The following is a 15,139-nucleotide window of genomic DNA, read 5'->3' as shown; positions in this document are numbered from 1 at the left end:
ACACTGATATATCAGGAGTGACTTACCTACCCCTATGTCTCGAGCAGCACTCGTCGGAAACGTCACGGCGATGCTCGAGGATGCGGGATTTACCGTGAGTGAGCAGTGTGCGATCAGGCCCAAGAGCTTCGACGTCGCTGCTCGTCGGGGGGGAGACCTCATTCTGGTGAAGATATTGGGGAACATCGACGCGTTCAACGAGGCGACCGGCCACGAGATGCGCCGACTCGGCTCGTACCTCCACGCGACGCCCCTGGTGATCGGGCTACGAAGCCGCGACGAGAACCTCAAGCCGGACGTCGTCTACTTCCGCCACGGCGTCCCCGTCCTCAGTCCGGATACCGCCTACGACCTGTTCATCGAGGACATTCCGCCGTTGATCTACGCCGCACCCGGCGGTCTCTACGTCAACATCGACGGCGACGTCCTCGCTGACGAACGCGAACAGCGCGAGTGGAGCCTCGGCCGTCTGGCCAGCGAGATCGGCGTCTCGCGGCGAACCATCTCGAAGTACGAAGACGGAATGAACGCCTCCATCGAGATCGCGATGGCGCTCGAGGAACTGTTCAACGCGCCGTTGACCAGCCCCGTCGACGTCTTCGACGGCGTCGAGGAGGTCCACGAGAGCGAACCCACGCCCGAAGAGCCACCGGCGGACCCGGACGACGAGGAGATCCTCGCGGTCTTCACGCGCGCGGGCTTTCGCGTCCACCCGACGCTCCGCTCGCCGTTCAAGGCCGTCAGCACCGACGAAGCCGAAGGCGACGACCGGGTGCGCGCGGAGACCGACCGCGACGACGTCGTCCTCACCGGCAACTCGGCGTTCACGAAGGCGGCGGAGAAGCGCGCCCGGATCATGGGCTCGATCGGCCACGTCGCTCACACCCGCTCGGTCTACTTCGTCGACCGCTCGAAGCGCGACTCGGTCGACGGCACCGCCATCGTCGAGCGCGACGAACTCGAGGGGATGCGCGACGCCGAAGAGCTTCGAGAAGTGATCCGCGAGCGCAGCAGACCCGAAGAAGCGGTCTGAGCGCGCCAGTGTTTCTCCCGGTAGACAGCCCTCAGGCGTCGCCGTAGGTCTCCTCGAGGTAGGCGACGATGTCGTCACTTTCTGGCATTCCTTCGACGCCGTGGGCTTCGTCGGTGATGACGGGGACGCCCGTCTGGCCGCTGACCTCCTCGACTTCGGTGCGCTCGGCGTGTGAGCGAGGGACTTCGACGGTGTCGAACTCGAGGTCGAGGTCCTCGAGGGTGGCTCTGACTTTGGCACAGAACGGACAGCCCGGCAGTTCGTAATAGGTGATGTCTGCCATAGGTGAGTGTACAGGAGCGAGGACAATGAGGGTGTTGGTCACGGCCGAAACCGTGAGACAGCGAGGGTGGACCGTGACTCGAGCGGGCGGGATCAGAACACCACGAGTTCGGCGTCGACGGCGAAGTAGACGACGAAGTAGACGACGAAGGCGGCGGCGAGCGTCCACTGCCCGAGCGAGACGTCGTCGCGTCGGCCCATCGCGGCTTTGATCAGCGGGTAGCTGATGATTCCGGCGGCGAGACCGTTCGCGATGGAGGTCGTCAGCGGCATGATCGTGATGGTGAGGCCGCCAGCGATGGCCCAGGCGGGGTCTGCCCAGTCGATGTCGGCGACGCCCTGGAGCATGATGATCCCGACGACGACGAGCGCGATGTAGGTGGCGTACTGCGGGATGAGCGCCATCAGCGGGACGACCAGGAGCGCGAGGAGGAACAGCACGCCGACGACGAGCGCCGTGAAGCCGGTGCGTCCGCCCTCTTCGATGCCGGTCGAGGACTCGATGTAGGTCGTCACCGTCGAGGTCCCGATCATCGACCCGAAGGTGGTGCCGACGGCGTCGGCCATCAGCGGCTTCTCGACCTCGGGGAGATCACCCTCCTCGTCGAGGAAGCCCCCGACCTGGGAGACGCCGATGAGCGTCCCGGCGGTGTCGAAGAAGTCGACGAAGAAGAACGTGAAGACGACGAGGAGGAAGACGAGCGGGTCCTCGGCGACCATCCCGAAGCCGTCCAGAAAGCCGAAAAAGAGCGGCGAGAAGTCGTACTGGGCGGACGCCAGCATCGAGACGATGCCGTCTTCGGTGACGTCCTGGTAGGAGTCGCCGGGCGTGAGCGCGCCCGGCGAGACGACGCCGGCGAACGTCAACAGCCAGCCAGCGAGTGCCGTGGTGACGATACCGATGACGATCGATCCTCTGACCCCGCGTGCCCAGAGGACGAACGTCAGTCCCAGGCCGACGAGCGAGAGCGCGGCGATCGGACTCGTCGCGACGTTGCCGAGGGTGACGAGCGTGGCGTCGTAGGCGACGACGACCTGCATCTCCTGGAGACCCAAAAAGAGCAAGAAGACCCCGATACCGGCCCCGACGGCGAACTTGACCGGTTCGGGAAACAGTTCGATGATGTACTTTCGTGCGCCGACGGCCGTCAGCGCGATGAAGACGATCCCTTCGACGAAGACGGCGACCAGTGCGACCTCCCACGGCACACCGAGACCGATGACGACGGTGTAGGCGAAGAAGGCGTTCAGCCCCATCCCCGGCGCGAGACCGAACGGCCGGTTCGCGTAGAGCGCCATGACGAGGATGGCGACGATCGATGCCAGGATGGTCGCGACGGCGATCATCTGGTAGACCTCGGTCTGTTCGTACCCCTCGATCACGATCGCGTCGCTCAAGATCGCCGGATTCACGACGATGATGTAGGCCATCGCCAGGAAGGTCGTCACCCCGGCGATAGTCTCCGTTCGGTACCCGGTCTCGTGCTCGTCGAATCCGAACCGGGCCGCGAGGACCCCCGGAACCTCACCCACACGCGCCCCGATCCTGTCGATGACTCCCATAGTGAACGCTCGAGGGTTACAAGACAGATTATTTAAATCCACCTCTCTCGAGCGAGTCTGACCGGTCACTATCCCCCACATTCTGAAGGCGATTACCGTCTGCGTGACGAAGTGAAAACCGCGAGCGGGCGGGCACACGGCAGGCGTCCTCCGCCCGGTTCGAGGGCAAACGGCGGTCTGCAGGACCAATTATATGTGCTACGAGAGCATATCACATGGCATGGAGTTCGTCATCGTCGGCTACGGTCGCGTCGGATCACGCACAGCACGGTTGCTCTACGGTGAGGGTCACGACCTCGTCGTCGTCGACAACGACTACGACCGGATCGGACGCGCCGAGAGTGACGGCTTCGAGACGATCCAGGGTGACGGCGACGACGAGGACGCCCTGATCGCCGCTGGCATCGAGACGGCCGACGCGGTCGGCTCGTTTACCCCGGATCTCAACGTCAACTTCGCGGCCTGCATGGTCGGGAAGCACTACGGCTGTCGAACCGTCTTGCGGATCGACGAAGACTACCGCGAGGAAATTTACGAGCGCTACGCCGCCGACGTCGACGACATCATCTACCCCGAACGGCTGGGCGCTGCGGGGGCGAAGACCGCCCTCCTGGGCGGTGACTTCAACGTCGTCGCCGACCTCGCCGCCAACCTGCAGCTGACGGTGATCGACATCCACGACGACTCCCCGGCGGTCGGCAAACGGCTGACCGAACTCGAGTTACCCGACGCCGCCCGGATCTACGCCCACGGGCGGGCGCACGAACCGCTGACGATACCGCTGCCCGGAACCGAACTCGCCGCAGGCGACGAGGTCGCCGTCATCACGGAGACGAGTCACGTCGAAGACGTTCGTGCGGCGCTGATGCCCGCGACGGCGTGAGTCGGCGTCAGTCGTCGACCTGGAAGACGAGGACGTTCTGGTGGACCATCGACGGCACGAACGCGTAGGGATAGCCGTAGACGTGGAGGTTCTTCGCCGGGTCGTACCAGACGAGCGTCGCCTTCAGCGTCACCGGCGCGGCGGCTTCGATCGCTCGAGCGAGGTCGGCCGAGAGGAACTCGTAGCGCTGCTCGCGGTACATATCGCCGATGAACACCACCACGTAGCGACCCGGTTCGACCACCCGCACGAGCTGGGCGAACGTCTCGCCCATCTCCGCGAGCCACTCGGCTTTGCTCTGTGACTCGCGTTCGTCCTCGTCGAACGCACCGAGACTGCTCTCGCGAACTTCCTTCCGGTTGCGCGTCTGCTCGCGTTCGTCCATGTTCCAGTAGGGGACGTCCGTCAACAGCAGGTCGACCGAGTCCGTCTCGAGGTCGGCGACTAACTCCACGCAGTCACCGTGGCGCAGGTCCTGGCTCGCGAGCGGTGGCGCACCCCGCTCGAGTCGCTCCTCGTTCTCGCGCTCGAGGACCGTCTCGTAACACTCGACCCAGCGGCGGTTGCGCTCGAAGCCGACCGCCTCGCGCAGGCCGGTTCCTTCGTGTTCACAGAGGCTCGCCCCGAGCAGCGTCCCGCCGACGCCCGCGAACGGGTCGAGGACGCGCTCGCCCGCCTTGCTGAAGCGGCCGATCAGCTCCGCACAGAGCCGCGGCGGCTTCTGGCCGCCGTGTTCGCTGCGCAGGTCGTGCTGGAGGTCCGGCGGATACGACTCCGGAATCACCGACTTCGTCGCGAACTTCCACTCCCTGCCGGTCAGGTCGTTGACCCGGTTGCGCTCGTCGTAGATGCCCCGGCCCTCGAGGTGGGTCTGGTGATCTTTGAGGTCCCGGCCGTCGTCGCCCCCGCTGGCGTCGCTCGGACGCCCACGGTGTCGAGCCGACGCGCCGCCCTCGCCGTCGCTCGAGTCCTCGGTCATGACTCGGACGTGCTCACCCGGGTGCCATAACGCTGGTGTCTCTCGTCCCCCGCCATTGCACGCGCCTGCCGCAAACGAGGTCCTCCAATTTTCACCCGTGGCGGTGTACGCCCGACGATGGTGCTCGTCGACGTCGCCGTGTTCGCTCTCTCGGCAGGTGCCCTCTGGATCGGCGCGAAGTGGGTCGTCGAGGCGGCGGCGACGCTCGCGGCTCGAGCGGGCGTCTCACCGCTGGTGATCGGGCTGACCGTCGTCGCCTTCGGTACCTCCGCGCCGGAGTTCGCCGTGACGATCGACGCCGCACTCGCCGGGGAGAGCGACGTCTCGGTCGGAAACGTCGTCGGTTCGAACCTGTTCAACCTCGGGGTCGTCCTCGGCGGCATCGCCCTGGTCGCTCCGATCCGCGTCGACGAACCGCTGGTTCGGCGCGACGCGGTGGCAATGGGTGTCGCGACCGCGCTCGCACTGGTGGTGCTCGCGAACCTGTGGGTGTCGCGTCTCGAGGGAGCACTCCTCAGCGCCGTCTTGCTCGTCTACCTGACCGGTCTGGCCCTCGACGCGCGTCGCTCCGCGAGTGACCGGACCGAAGGCAGTGCGTCGACGGCCGCCGACGCACTCGTCGGGCCGACTCGCCCCCAGGCGGATCGCGTCCGGGAACTGCTCGCGCTGGCCGTCGGTCTCGGACTCGTCGTCGGCGGCGGACACCTGCTGGTCGCGACCGCGAGCGACCTCGCTCGAGCGGCCGGCGTCTCCCCCTGGGTCGTCGGCGTGACGGTCGTGGCGTTCGGAACGTCGCTCCCGGAGGTGGCGACGTCGGTTGCTGCCGTGCGAACCGGTGCCGTCGCCATCGCCGCCGGAAACGTCGTCGGCTCGAACGTCTTCAACCTCCTCGGCGTCCTCGGGATCACCGCCGTCGTTCAGCCGCTCGCGGCCGACTCGGCCGCGCTGGCCGGTCTCGTCGTCCTGGGTGGTCTCACCGCCATCACCACCGTCACACTCGCGAGCGGACGGCGACTGAACCGACTCGAGGGCGCGCTCCTCGCGGGCGTGGTCCTCGGCTACTGGGTGGTGACCGTCGGCGGCGCATAGGGCGTCGCCGACGCTGGTGGTGGGCAGTGAGAGTGTCGTCGACGTCGGGCGGTGACGCCGGGGTTAGCGAGTGCCCTTACGTCTGGGTAGCGAAACCTGGGTATGAACAAACTCGTCGACGGCGAGTGGCGGACCGACGCGTACGAATCGACCGACGACAGTGGCTCGTTCGAGCGCCAGCAGACGACCTTTCGCGACCGGGTTCGCGAGGGTGGCGAGTTCGAACCCGCCGCGGGCCGCTACCACCTCTACGTCTCCTACGCCTGCCCGTGGGCACACCGGACCCTGCTGGCGCGCTCGCTGCTCGGACTCGAAGAGGCGATCTCTGTCTCGGTCGTCGACCCCTACCGCGGCGAGGACGGCTGGCAGTTCACGCCCGAGAAAGAGGGCTGTACCGTCGATCACGTCCACGGCGCGGACTACTTGCGCGAACTCTACGTGCGCGCAGATCCCGAGGCGACCTGCCGGGTGACGGTCCCCGTCCTCTGGGATACCGAGACGGACACCGTCGTCAACAACGAGTCACGCGAGATCATGCGGATGCTCGCCACGGAATTCGGCGCGGTGGCGAGAACCGAGGTCGACCTCTCGCCAGACGACCGGCGCGAGGAGATCGACGCGGTCCTCGACGCCATCTACGAACCGATCAACAACGGCGTCTACCGCGCAGGCTTCGCCACCCGCCAGGAACCCTACGACGAGGCGATCGACGACCTCTTCGACGCGCTCGCCCACTGGGACGAGGTGCTCGCCGACCAGCGCTACCTCGTCGGCGACCGCCTCACCGAAGCCGACCTCGCCATGTTCACCACGCTCGTCAGGTTCGACGCGGTCTATCACACCCACTTCATGTGTAACGTCGCCCAGATCCACGAGTACGACCACCTCTGGCCGTACCTGCGCGACCTCTACCAGACGCCGGGCGTCGCCGAGACGGTGAACATGGACCACATCAGAGAACACTACTACACGACCCACCCCGACGTCAACCCCCACGGCATCGTCGCGCGCGGGCCGGACCTCGCCTTCGACGCCCCGCACGAACGCGACCGCTTGACCGGTGGACCGCCAACGGCGCTCCTCGAGTGAATCACGAACGGGAACAGACGCGGAGGAGGGCGAAGCCGGGGCGAGTTCAACAGCAGAGAGGGACGCGAAGCGGTCGCGTCGTCAGCTGTTCGGCACAGTCGGGACACGAGTAGACCTCTTCGCCGCCGGTCCGCTCGATGACCCAGTCGCCGTCGATGGGGCTGGCGTGGCCACACGACGGGCAGAAGAGCGTCGCCTTCTGCACACGAGTCGATACTTTCTGGGCGGTTCGATCACACATGGTGACGGTGCTATACCCCCGACAGTGATAACTCTAATTGACAGATGTGGGCGTGTCACCACCCTGCACGTACCACTCACCCCGGGTCCGGTTCGGGCAGCGAGCGGTGGCGTCGCGGCGGCACGAGGAAGTTCGCTCGTCGGGTGACCTCGAGGTACTGGAGGATGCCGTTGTTCGTCCGCGTCCCGATCGCCGACGAGAGTCCGGAGCCGTTCATCGCCTCGCGCACTGCGGCGAACTCGCCAACCTCGCGCTGGTGTGAGAGGAAGTGGACGCCCGCCTCGCCGTCGTCGGTCGAACTCACGTCGCGCCGGAGCAACAGCGGGTCGTCGTCCTCGCGTGCGCGCACGAGTTTCTGAGAGTGGCCGACGACACCCGACCGGGCGTCTTCCTCGAGCGTCTCCGCACAGCCGTCGACACCGGCGTCGTCACCGAGGTTGTGGCCGGCACCCTCGACGCGGCCCTCAGCGGCGTGGGCAGGGCAGAACATCTTGCTGACGCGCTGTTCGCGGCTGTCCTGGAGGTACCACTGACGCAGGTCGAGGCGGATCCGCGAGAGGTGGGTGGTCGTCCCATCGGCGAACGGTCCCTCCCGGATCGTCACGCGGTCTTCGCTCGCCTGGTTGCGTCGGAAGCCCGACTCGAAGCCCATGAACATCGGCGCGTCCTCGGGGACGGGCTCCTCGCGTTCGATCGCGGGGACCTCCTCCTGGCGCTCGGCCGGGAGCCCCTGTCCGATGAAGCCCGTTCGGCGGTCTGCCACGGTGAAGACGCCCTCGAGACTCCCCTCGACGGCGAGACCGTTCAGTTCGGAGAGACCGCCCGTCAGTGCCTCCTCGGCACTCAACACGGCGCTGCCGTGGTCGCTCGCGAGGTGGACCAGCGCGTCGTACTCGTCGAGAACCGGGTCTTCGAACGCGGCCATCGGTTCGGGCGGCGGGAGGTCGACGCCCCCGGGGAGCGCGTCGTCGAAGCGCTCGAAGTACGCCGGGCCGTAGCCGACGGTGAAGACGAGTCCGTCGTTGCCGCGCTCGAACGCGCGCTCGAGCGTCTCGAACGCCGCCTCGAGTTCGTCGCGGTCGGTCTCGTCGGTCGGCTCCTCGCCGACGTACTCGAGCGCGAGCAGGACGTGGTGTTCGGGCGCGACGTGGTTGCCGTGGCCGTCGCGCTCGAGGTACTCGTTCCAGGCGTGCTGGCGCTCGGGAAGGTCCTCGAGGGCGACGCTCGCCTGGGGCAACTCCGCACCGTCGCCCCGCTCGAGACAGGCCGACAGCGCGCTCACACCGCCGATGGCGACGGCGCTCCTGACGAACGCCCGACGAGAAATCCCGCGAGACGGACGAACCATAGCCGGATTCGGGACTCGACGCTAATGGGGGTTACGGTGAGGGGAGTGAGCGCCAGTGGGCGGCGTGTGTAGACGGTGTCAGCCACGGTCGGACAACCGGCACACGCACCCGACACGCGGATGGTCCTCGAGTGCGTCATCGACTAGCATGCAACAGCTCGAGCGGTTCGTCGAGATCGACGCCCCGCCTGCCGCCGTCTGGGCGGTCTTGCTCGCGTTCGAGCGCTACCCCGAGTGGAATCCGTTCGTCACCTCGATCGAGGGCGAGCCGGTCGAGGGGAGCCACCTCCGGGTACGGATCGAACCGCCGCGCTCGCGAGCGATGACGTTCGAACCCGAGGTCGTCGCCGCGGAGGCTCCGCGACGGCTGGCCTGGCTGGGCCGACTCGGCGCGCCGTTCGTCTTCGACGGCTACCACGAGTTCCGTCTCGAGCCGGTCGGCGAGAGCGGCGAGCGAACCCGGTTCCTCCAGCGCGAGACGTTCCGGGGCGCACTCGTCCCGCTCTTGCTCGACGAGGAGGCCGTTCGCGCGGGCTTCGACGCGATGAACGAGGCGTTGAAGACGCGAGCGGAGCGCCGGGTGGGTGTACACGCCTGATCAGCCGACCAGCGTCGACAGTTCCTCGAGCGAGTAGATCTCGTGGGTCGGACGCTCGGGCAACTCGTAGTCGACGCGGTGTGGGCGGTGGACGTACGCCGAGTCGATGCCGCAGGCGTTGGCGGCGGTGATGTCGACGCGGCTGTCGCCGACGTAGAGCGGGTCGTCGACGCCGAGTTCCGAGAGGGCGCGCTCGAGGTAGTACGGCGTCGGTTTCTTCCGCTCGATGCCCCGAATAGTGGGCTCGCGGCCGATCCAGGGGTCGAACCCGGTGAGATCGAAGTACTCGACGATCGTCCGGATCGTCTCGTGCTGGTTGTTGCTCACGATCGCCCGCGGGACCGAGAGCGACTCGAGGGTGGCCACGTCGTCGTAGAGCGTCTTCCGGCCGGCGCGGATCTCCGCGGCCTGGACGGCGATCGCCGCCTGTTCGCGCTCCTCCCAGAGCGGTTCGGGTTCGACGCCGTACTCGCCGGCGATGCGCTCGAGCGCCTCGACCGTCGGGTTGATCAGCGTGTCGACGTACTCGTCCGTGGGGTCCGAGACGCCGACCTCGGCGAATGCCGTCCGAACCGCTCGCCGGAGGGCGCTCATCTCGGTCGGCGTCGTCAACACACCGTCGTTGTCGAAGACGAGGGCGTCGTATGCCATCACCGCTCCGTTCGCACTCGCGGGGCTTCGCCGTTTCGGACACGACCGGCCACCTCTCGCGCGAGGGTTCAAGTGCGAAGAGCGGACCAGAGTCGGCCGATGAACCGATACCGACGGGACGGGTGCGCCGACGGGGACCGCGAGTCCCCGCGCGAGCGGGGCGATGGGCCATAGGGCGCTGGTCGCCTACCGGCGGCCCGACCACCTCTACGACCTCCGGTACAGCCACTGGGGCGCCGACGGTCTCGAACTCGCCGACTCGCTCACGCGCGAGACGCCACTCGCACGGGGCAGCGTCGACGCCGACCCGCTCGCAGAGACCGTCGCCCTCGAGCGCGTCCTCTCCGACTACCTCGATCCCTGCGCACACGAGGCGTTCTACCTCGTCACCGAGCGCTTCGAGGTCAGCGCCTACCGGGTGCTCTGGCTCGAGTGGGGTGATGGCCGCGAGGAGGGCCGCGGCGCGCTCGTCCGCGTCGATCCCGGTCCCGACGACCTGGCGGTCAGAACCTGGTTTCGCGCGACGAAGACCGTCCTCGGCGACGTCGTCGAGATGGGTGTCCTCTCGCGACGGGCCGCCCAGTCGTACCTCGAGGCGCGCGTCTGCGAGGACGAAGACGGTTACGTCTACACCTACGGCGGGCCACACGGGCAGAACACCGCCGAGTCCTGGTGAACGACGGCGAAAAACGAGTTCTATCCGACGCTGCAACAGAAAACGGAGCCGATCCCCGTAGACGACCCCGTCAGTCGTCGCCAGCGGCGTCGGTCTCCGCACCGCCCTGGAGATGTTCGCCGATCCGCTCGAGTTCGTGTTCGAAGCGCTCCTGGTCGTAGCTCATCGCGTGTAACATCGCGCTGTAGCGAGCGGTGAAACTCGCGAGAACGTAGGTCTCCTCGAGTTCCGCCGCGGTCGCCCCGTGGAGTTTCGCCGCTTCCCGGTGGAAGGCTGCACAGTAGGGGCACTTGATGTTCGCGGCCACCGCCAGGCCGATGAGTTCGCGGTACTTCGGGGGAATCTCCGTCTCGCCGACGGTGTAGGTCTCGAACGTCGGCCACTCCCTGACGACGTCCTCCTCACCGATCGAGTTGAGTGGTGCCGGGAGGATTCCGAACGTCTCCTCGGCCTCTTCGACCGTCTCACGATACCGCCTGTTCGTCTCCGATGTAGTTCCTTCTGCCATGGCTCTCACCGGTCAGTCGTCGCTGACCGAATCCGTGTGCACGCAAAATACTGGTGCATGTTACCGTACCTCAAGGTGGCGGTTAAACGTTGTTCACGAGCGCCGAGACAGACCGTCTCAGTGGCACGACCGGCGACCAACTGGGCCCTGGACCGCCCCTCACTCGCTCCAGCGCGCATCCGCGAGCGTCCGCTGGACGGCGTCGTGGCCGACGGCCGTCGCGAGCGTCTCGAAGCCCGCCCGTTCGCTCCGGTCGCTCGCGTTCGCGACCAGCCGCGAGACGATGAACTCCGGCGTCGACCGGCCGACAGTCCCGAAGCGAGGCTGGTAGTCGACGAGCAACTCGAGGTCCGGACTCAGTCCCTCGGCGAAGATGCCGTCGACGCGTGCCTCCGGCGGTAAGGGTTCGAGGTCGTCGGCGAGGTGGGTGACGAACACACCCAGCGCCTCGCGCTCGACGGTGAGCGTCACCAGACCGTGGAGGAGGTCCGCCGCGCTGCCGGGTTCGGTGATCGCCTCGAACTCGTCGACTAACATGAGCGTGCGCCCACCGCTCGAGAGCGGTGGGACGATCGATCGCAGCGTCGACTCGAGCACGCCCGCGTTGAAACTGGCGTGACGGCGGTGGAAGACGAGCGCGTCGACGGGCGTCACCTCGGCGCGGTCAGCGGGCACCGGCAGCCCCATCGAGGCGAGGAGGACGACCTGACAGAGCGTCTCGAGCAGCGTCGTCTTCCCGCCGCTGTTCGCTCCCGTGAGGACCGCGACGCGCTCGTCGGCAGGCGTTCCGACCTCCTCGGGGAAGTCCGAGACGCCGTGCTCGCCGAGCGCGTAGGTCACCGGCTGGACGGTCTCGGCCGCTCGAGCGGCGACCGTGAGGTTGCGCGCGTTGACCACCGAGACGGCGGCGCGTTCGCCCTCGCTGGCGTCGACGAACGTCGGGCGGTGACAGTCGTACGCCAGCGCGAAGCGTGCCAGCGAGAGGTGCAGGGCGATGGCGTCGACGGCGTCGACGGCGCGTTCGACGTCCTCGCTCGCGGTCTCGAGGATCTCCTCGAGCCGGGTGGCGACGGCCGTCTCGCGCTCGTCGATGGCCGCCGTCAGGTCCGCGCGCAGCGTCCGGAGCGTCCCGCTGACGAAGTCGGTCGCGTCCGTCGCCTCGGTCGGCATCGCCTCGTGGACGGACTCGAGGGTGACGCCCGTCTCCGAGACGAGATGGTCACAGAAGGCGTCGCGAAAGCCCGCGACGTCGGCGACACCCGCATCGCGGAGGTCGTCGATCACCGAGAGGGCGTTCGCGTCGACGTCCTCGACGCCGCCGAGAGCGGTCCGCAGGCGGTCGAGTTCCTCGTCGGCACCCGCCTCGACCCGCCCGCCTGTCCCGTCGAGCGCTGCGAGTGCCTCGCTCGCCGCCTCGAGCGCCTCGGCGTCGAGGGTCGAAACCGCGTCGAACGGCCCCGTGTCGACGCCAGCCTCGAGCAGCGTTCGGGCGGTGTCGACGGCGGCGCGCTCGCTCTCGTCGCGCTCGTCGTAGCGGGCGTAGGCCTCGAGGACGGCCTCGCGGTCGGCCTCGGGGAGCGCCGCCCAGGCGTCGCGTGCGGCGAGCACGGAGTCGAGGCGCTCGGTCATCGCCTCGGTGGTCGTCAGCGGGGTGAGCACGCGGATGCGGTCGGCGGCGCGGTCGGTCACCGCGTGTTCGACCGCGAGGTCGAGCAGTTCCTTGTAGGCCGCCCGGGCGTCACTCGTCGCCAGCGTCTCCATGCCGGCCCCGCCGGTCGCCCGCCGGAGGATACGCGTCGCTCGTCCCCGGGTCAGTCCCGCCTCCGAGAGCGCCCGCACGTCACCGCTCTCGATGGCCCGGATCGCCCGTTCGGTACCGAGTTCCTCGACCAGCGTCTCGCGCGTCTTCGGTCCGACGCCCCAGAACTCCTCGAGTCGCATAGCCGATGGTTCGGGGCGGGTACCTTGAAGACTGTGACCTGCCGACCGCGGACGCCGTTGGTAGTAGCCGATGCGTAACGGCTTTTCGGACGGGGGCGAAAGCGCGCCGTATGCCGAGTGAGGAACCACGGCTCCGTCTCGACACCGAACGCCAGTCCTATCGCTACTACCGAAACGCCGTCGAACGCCACTGGGATCCGGCGGCGATCGATCTCTCGAGTGACCGCGAGTCGATCACCGCCCTCTCGGCGGACTCGTTCGACAGCGTCCGCGGGACCATCGCCCTCTTCGGCGCGGGCGAAGAGACCGTCACCGAGGAACTCGCGCCGCTCTCGGTCGTTCTCGAGGACTTCACCGATCAGCTCTACGTGACGACACAGCTCTACGACGAGGCGAAACACGCCGAGTTCTTCGACCGCTACTGGGAGCGGGTCGTCGTCCCCGAAGAACGTCGCCGAGGTCTCGACCCGACGGGACTGCTCGAGGAGCGCTGGTTTCCGCCGGCGTACCTCGAGTTGCTCGAGCGCACCGAGACGGCGATGGCTCGCCTGCTGACCGACGATACCCCAGAGAACCGCGCCCGTGCGTACTGTCACTACCACCTCACTATCGAAGGCGTCCTCGCACAGACGGGCTACTACAGCGTCGACCAGGAGCTTCGCCGGAACGGGACGGCGGCGTTGCCGGGACTGCTCGAGGGGTTCGACCACATCCGCACCGACGAGGGTCGCCACGTCGGCTTCGGTATGTGGAAACTGAAGCGGCTGTTGGCCGACGGCGTCTCCCCGGGCGTCGTCGAGGAGACGACCGCTCCGCTGGTCGACCTGACGGTGGCGACCGTCCGCGAGTCGGTCGTCGACGAGACCGGCTACGTCGGGGAGAAACTCGCCACCTACGCGGAGCGAAAGGGCGAGGAGCGACTGGGACAGCTCTTCGACGAGGAGCGACTGCCGGCGGTCGACGAACTGGTCCGTCTCGAACGGAGCGAGCGGTGACACCCTGACCGCCACGGCGTCCACCCGCGGACAGGAACGCGGGCGGGCGAGAGGCGAGTTCGCCGACTACAGGCAATCCTCGGGCGTGTGGGGTCGGGCGGGGGCGGGAGCCCGCCCGTTGAGAGACATGAGCTAACTCGAAGCGGGGGCGAGTCCACATTCGAGCGATCCGGGCACGAACGCACGGCGAATGGCCGGTCAGCGTGTGGGGTCACACCGAACGTCGACCCGACGGGGGTGTAACGTCCCCGCACGTCAGTCGAGGGGAGACTCTCCCTTTGTTATGGATCCACTGCAGCGACAGTAGCCTCTCGAGAACGCGAGCAGGTGACAGCTACTCGAGGAATAGGCGGCTACTACGGGGCGGTGTGCGGACGGTGCGGGCGACACCGGCGTCAGGCGAGCGTCCGCTCGACGTACTCGAGGATGTTCGCCGATTCGGCCATCGTCACCCCGCGTGCCTCGTCGATCAACACCGGAACGCCGCGCTGGCCCGAGACGCGTTTGACCTCGTTGCGATCCGAGTGGAGCGCGTCGACCCAGACGCTCTCGTACTCGACGTCGAGTTCGGTCAGTCGGTCTGCGACCTTCTCACAGTAGGGACAGCCCTCGAGTTCGTACAGTGTGATCGCCATACCGGCTACGTGGGCCGCCAGACACAACAAGGAACCGGTGTCGGCGGGAGGCGCCGGTAGTCAGCACGGCCGGGACACCCACAGGGTACTCGAGGGTGAGAGGAGACCGGCGTCCGATAGTGCCGGGCAGTGGGCAATCGTTCGGTACCGGGGCGAGTCGACGGGTAACCACGGACTGAAAGCGGGCACGGAACGCGGACGAACCGCTCGAGCGCGACGAGTAGCGAGGGCCTACGGGCGAGTACGGGGGACCTATCCTCGACGCTGCCCGGCCGAACCGCGGGGTCGGTCCGCGGCGCGTGCGAACCCGGATAATAGAGCCACCACGACCGGTAAGCAGGTGATAGAGACGTGCGCTCCGACGTTACAAGATGGATAACTACGAGGGGTGCAGGTGAGCGCTCTCACATGATCGAGTGCGACAACTGCAAAACCGCACAGTTCCTCCAGATCACCCAGAGCCGTGTCTACTTCGAAGACGGCGAGATGATCAACGAGATCAGCGAGAAGTACGAGTGTACGCTCTGTGGCGGGACGGGCATGTACAGCTACAGCGACGACGGCGAGAGCTCGATCAGCGGCGACATCACCAAAACGAAAGAGCGCCCCGAGTTCGCCTGACGAGTAC

General features: G+C 67.4%; 17 protein-coding genes. 8 read left to right on the top strand and 9 right to left on the bottom strand.

The genetic code is table 11. The features are described from left to right. The first annotated feature begins 34 nt into the window (after nt 1-34). Nucleotides 35-1,033, top strand: coding sequence for a transcriptional regulator (locus tag N0B15_RS09420; protein ID WP_263019441.1), 999 nt, complete (start codon nt 35-37; stop codon nt 1,031-1,033). Between the two features lie 31 nt (nt 1,034-1,064). On the opposite strand, the gene N0B15_RS09415 is transcribed toward N0B15_RS09420, so the two are convergent. Both N0B15_RS09415 and N0B15_RS09410 read right to left on the bottom strand, forming a co-directional pair. After that, the gene (locus tag N0B15_RS09415; protein ID WP_263019440.1) at nt 1,065-1,316 is read right to left on the bottom strand and encodes a glutaredoxin family protein; all 252 of its coding nucleotides are present in this window, start codon (nt 1,314-1,316) and stop codon (nt 1,065-1,067) included. A 92-nt stretch (nt 1,317-1,408) separates the two neighbouring features. Next, nucleotides 1,409-2,878, bottom strand: coding sequence for an NCS2 family permease (locus N0B15_RS09410; protein ID WP_263019439.1), 1,470 nt, complete (start codon nt 2,876-2,878; stop codon nt 1,409-1,411). Nucleotides 2,879-3,098: 220 nt separating this feature from the next. Here N0B15_RS09410 and N0B15_RS09405 point away from each other — a divergent pair, with 220 nt between their 5' ends. Then, complete coding sequence (locus N0B15_RS09405; RefSeq protein WP_263019438.1) at nt 3,099-3,761, top strand: potassium channel family protein; 663 nt, start codon at nt 3,099-3,101, stop codon at nt 3,759-3,761. Between the two features lie 7 nt (nt 3,762-3,768). Here N0B15_RS09405 and N0B15_RS09400 read toward each other — a convergent pair whose 3' ends face one another. After that, complete coding sequence (locus tag N0B15_RS09400; RefSeq protein ID WP_263019437.1) at nt 3,769-4,740, bottom strand: site-specific DNA-methyltransferase; 972 nt, start codon at nt 4,738-4,740, stop codon at nt 3,769-3,771. Between the two features lie 117 nt (nt 4,741-4,857). On the opposite strand from N0B15_RS09400, the gene N0B15_RS09395 reads away from it, so the two are divergent. Together N0B15_RS09395 and N0B15_RS09390 are read left to right on the top strand one after the other, a co-directional pair. Further along, nucleotides 4,858-5,829 (top strand): calcium/sodium antiporter, encoded by a 972-nt coding sequence (locus N0B15_RS09395; RefSeq protein WP_263019436.1) that lies wholly within the window; start codon nt 4,858-4,860, stop codon nt 5,827-5,829. A 102-nt stretch (nt 5,830-5,931) separates the two neighbouring features. Then, nucleotides 5,932-6,918 carry a glutathione S-transferase family protein gene (locus N0B15_RS09390; protein WP_263019435.1) on the top strand — a complete coding sequence of 329 codons (987 nt, stop codon included), beginning with the start codon at nt 5,932-5,934 and terminating at the stop codon, nt 6,916-6,918. 46 nt (nt 6,919-6,964) lie between these two features. Here the strand turns inward: N0B15_RS09390 and N0B15_RS09385 are convergent, their stop codons facing one another. Next, a complete protein-coding gene (locus tag N0B15_RS09385; RefSeq protein WP_263019434.1) occupies nt 6,965-7,159 on the bottom strand; it encodes a DUF8106 domain-containing protein in 195 nt (64 codons plus the stop codon). Between the two features lie 76 nt (nt 7,160-7,235). Further along, nucleotides 7,236-8,507: a DUF7405 family protein gene (locus N0B15_RS09380; protein ID WP_263019433.1), complete on the bottom strand. Its 1,272-nt coding sequence runs from the start codon at nt 8,505-8,507 to the stop codon at nt 7,236-7,238. Nucleotides 8,508-8,655: 148 nt separating this feature from the next. On the opposite strand from N0B15_RS09380, the gene N0B15_RS09375 reads away from it, so the two are divergent. Continuing rightward, a complete protein-coding gene (locus tag N0B15_RS09375; protein WP_263019432.1) occupies nt 8,656-9,105 on the top strand; it encodes an SRPBCC domain-containing protein in 450 nt (149 codons plus the stop codon). On the opposite strand, the gene N0B15_RS09370 is transcribed toward N0B15_RS09375, so the two are convergent. Then, a complete protein-coding gene (locus N0B15_RS09370; protein WP_263019431.1) occupies nt 9,106-9,756 on the bottom strand; it encodes an HAD family hydrolase in 651 nt (216 codons plus the stop codon). 163 nt (nt 9,757-9,919) lie between these two features. On the opposite strand from N0B15_RS09370, the gene N0B15_RS09365 reads away from it, so the two are divergent. Then, nucleotides 9,920-10,432, top strand: coding sequence for a DUF6735 family protein (locus N0B15_RS09365; protein ID WP_263019430.1), 513 nt, complete (start codon nt 9,920-9,922; stop codon nt 10,430-10,432). A 70-nt stretch (nt 10,433-10,502) separates the two neighbouring features. Here N0B15_RS09365 and N0B15_RS09360 read toward each other — a convergent pair whose 3' ends face one another. Both N0B15_RS09360 and N0B15_RS09355 read right to left on the bottom strand, forming a co-directional pair. Beyond that, nucleotides 10,503-10,940 carry a carboxymuconolactone decarboxylase family protein gene (locus N0B15_RS09360; protein ID WP_263019429.1) on the bottom strand — a complete coding sequence of 146 codons (438 nt, stop codon included), beginning with the start codon at nt 10,938-10,940 and terminating at the stop codon, nt 10,503-10,505. Nucleotides 10,941-11,099: 159 nt separating this feature from the next. Next, on the bottom strand, nt 11,100-12,881 hold the full coding sequence (locus N0B15_RS09355; RefSeq protein ID WP_263019428.1) for a MutS-related protein: 1,782 nt from the start codon (nt 12,879-12,881) through the stop codon (nt 11,100-11,102). A 110-nt stretch (nt 12,882-12,991) separates the two neighbouring features. Between N0B15_RS09355 and N0B15_RS09350 the strand changes: the two genes are divergently transcribed. Then, nucleotides 12,992-13,876: a ribonucleotide-diphosphate reductase subunit beta gene (locus tag N0B15_RS09350; RefSeq protein ID WP_263019427.1), complete on the top strand. Its 885-nt coding sequence runs from the start codon at nt 12,992-12,994 to the stop codon at nt 13,874-13,876. A 395-nt stretch (nt 13,877-14,271) separates the two neighbouring features. On the opposite strand, the gene N0B15_RS09345 is transcribed toward N0B15_RS09350, so the two are convergent. After that, nucleotides 14,272-14,511, bottom strand: coding sequence for a glutathione S-transferase N-terminal domain-containing protein (locus N0B15_RS09345; RefSeq protein WP_263019426.1), 240 nt, complete (start codon nt 14,509-14,511; stop codon nt 14,272-14,274). A 408-nt stretch (nt 14,512-14,919) separates the two neighbouring features. Here N0B15_RS09345 and N0B15_RS09340 point away from each other — a divergent pair, with 408 nt between their 5' ends. After that, nucleotides 14,920-15,132 (top strand): hypothetical protein, encoded by a 213-nt coding sequence (locus N0B15_RS09340; RefSeq protein ID WP_263019425.1) that lies wholly within the window; start codon nt 14,920-14,922, stop codon nt 15,130-15,132. Nucleotides 15,133-15,139 lie beyond the last annotated feature (7 nt).

Origin of the sequence: Natronobiforma cellulositropha (assembly GCF_025629245.1) — an archaeon.
In the GTDB taxonomy this organism is placed as follows: domain Archaea; phylum Halobacteriota; class Halobacteria; order Halobacteriales; family Natrialbaceae; genus Natronobiforma; species Natronobiforma cellulositropha.
This window is presented reverse-complemented; position numbering and strand designations above follow the sequence as displayed.

What these genes read in the sequence shown, in the direction of transcription:
- N0B15_RS09420 (WP_263019441.1), top strand. Translation starts at nt 35, where the DNA reads ATGTCTCGAGCAGCACTCGTCGGAAACGTCACGGCGATGCTCGAGGAT.
- N0B15_RS09415 (WP_263019440.1), bottom strand. Translation starts at nt 1,316, where the DNA reads ATGGCAGACATCACCTATTACGAACTGCCGGGCTGTCCGTTCTGTGCC.
- N0B15_RS09410 (WP_263019439.1), bottom strand. Translation starts at nt 2,878, where the DNA reads ATGGGAGTCATCGACAGGATCGGGGCGCGTGTGGGTGAGGTTCCGGGG.
- N0B15_RS09405 (WP_263019438.1), top strand. Translation starts at nt 3,099, where the DNA reads ATGGAGTTCGTCATCGTCGGCTACGGTCGCGTCGGATCACGCACAGCA.
- N0B15_RS09400 (WP_263019437.1), bottom strand. Translation starts at nt 4,740, where the DNA reads ATGACCGAGGACTCGAGCGACGGCGAGGGCGGCGCGTCGGCTCGACAC.
- N0B15_RS09395 (WP_263019436.1), top strand. Translation starts at nt 4,858, where the DNA reads ATGGTGCTCGTCGACGTCGCCGTGTTCGCTCTCTCGGCAGGTGCCCTC.
- N0B15_RS09390 (WP_263019435.1), top strand. Translation starts at nt 5,932, where the DNA reads ATGAACAAACTCGTCGACGGCGAGTGGCGGACCGACGCGTACGAATCG.
- N0B15_RS09385 (WP_263019434.1), bottom strand. Translation starts at nt 7,159, where the DNA reads ATGTGTGATCGAACCGCCCAGAAAGTATCGACTCGTGTGCAGAAGGCG.
- N0B15_RS09380 (WP_263019433.1), bottom strand. Translation starts at nt 8,507, where the DNA reads ATGGTTCGTCCGTCTCGCGGGATTTCTCGTCGGGCGTTCGTCAGGAGC.
- N0B15_RS09375 (WP_263019432.1), top strand. Translation starts at nt 8,656, where the DNA reads ATGCAACAGCTCGAGCGGTTCGTCGAGATCGACGCCCCGCCTGCCGCC.
- N0B15_RS09370 (WP_263019431.1), bottom strand. Translation starts at nt 9,756, where the DNA reads ATGGCATACGACGCCCTCGTCTTCGACAACGACGGTGTGTTGACGACG.
- N0B15_RS09365 (WP_263019430.1), top strand. Translation starts at nt 9,920, where the DNA reads ATGGGCCATAGGGCGCTGGTCGCCTACCGGCGGCCCGACCACCTCTAC.
- N0B15_RS09360 (WP_263019429.1), bottom strand. Translation starts at nt 10,940, where the DNA reads ATGGCAGAAGGAACTACATCGGAGACGAACAGGCGGTATCGTGAGACG.
- N0B15_RS09355 (WP_263019428.1), bottom strand. Translation starts at nt 12,881, where the DNA reads ATGCGACTCGAGGAGTTCTGGGGCGTCGGACCGAAGACGCGCGAGACG.
- N0B15_RS09350 (WP_263019427.1), top strand. Translation starts at nt 12,992, where the DNA reads ATGCCGAGTGAGGAACCACGGCTCCGTCTCGACACCGAACGCCAGTCC.
- N0B15_RS09345 (WP_263019426.1), bottom strand. Translation starts at nt 14,511, where the DNA reads ATGGCGATCACACTGTACGAACTCGAGGGCTGTCCCTACTGTGAGAAG.
- N0B15_RS09340 (WP_263019425.1), top strand. Translation starts at nt 14,920, where the DNA reads ATGATCGAGTGCGACAACTGCAAAACCGCACAGTTCCTCCAGATCACC.